The following is a 544-nucleotide window of genomic DNA, read 5'->3' as shown; positions in this document are numbered from 1 at the left end:
TGCTGTGGCCGATGAGGGAAAACTTCAACATCTCTTTGAATTCCAAAGCGACAATTATTGGTATTCTCCTTTTGTTATCGCGTGGTTGCCTGTGAAATCAACTTCTCCGATTGCCAAAAATAGCATCAAGCAGTTGTCGGCCACTTTGATCGATGATACGATTTCGTCGCTGTATTCGCCTGAATCGGCACGTCAACTTATTACCTATATGTACAGATCGAAGTTATACGGGATTGTTATCTTAAATAGCCCGCGAGCGGAGGTCGCTCCAAGGCTTGTTTGTCAACAACAGGAGCGCATAATGAAGCAGGCGGGAGAAGAGATTCAAACTTCTATTTTCATGGCCATCGGGGAATCAACAGACAAGTTGCCTCTATTAGGCCATTTGCTGCACCAGACGGATAAAACATTGTGGCAGCGATATTATGAAGCTGGCCGGCACGTGTTTCTTGCAGTCTCGAGCGAGACGGCATATCTAAGCAAAGCAACACCCTCATTCCGATTGAATGATCAAGATAAGAAACAACTCTATGCCAGCTTAGAG

At 45.2% G+C, this 544-nt stretch carries 1 protein-coding gene; it reads left to right on the top strand.

All coding sequences use genetic code 11. The features are described from left to right. Window positions 1-91: 91 nt before the first annotated feature. On the top strand, window positions 92-544 hold a 453-nt coding region (locus AC1DUA_RS40275; RefSeq protein WP_477504967.1), incomplete at its 3' end, for a hypothetical protein.

Source organism: Paenibacillus sp. 01T422, from assembly GCF_056398785.1.
This window is presented reverse-complemented; position numbering and strand designations above follow the sequence as displayed.